Annotated in this window: 1 pseudogene; it reads left to right on the forward strand. The window is 61.6% G+C overall.

What is annotated here, in order from left to right:
• Nucleotides 1-237: pseudogene (locus R0J87_RS24605) on the forward strand (6-aminohexanoate hydrolase); the annotation flags it as partial.

Consider the following 237-nt stretch of genomic DNA (forward strand, 5'->3'; position numbering starts at 1 on the left):
CCAGGCGGGCGCATGCTCTATTCCACCGGCACAAGCCGTTTGCTCTCGGCGGCGATGACTCAGGTCAGCGGTGAAAGCAGCCTTGCACTTGCCCAGTGCTTGTTAGGCGAACCGCTCGGTATTGCGATTCCCCCGTGGCCGCAGGATCCTCAAGGGGTCTACTTTGGCGGTAACGATATGCAGCTTTCCCCGCGCGCGCTCATAGCGAGTGGGGAGTTGTACTGCAACGACGGCGTG

The sequence above is a fragment of the Halomonas sp. SIMBA_159 genome (assembly GCF_046536035.1).
Classification (GTDB): Bacteria; Pseudomonadota; Gammaproteobacteria; order Pseudomonadales; family Halomonadaceae; genus Vreelandella; species Vreelandella venusta_A.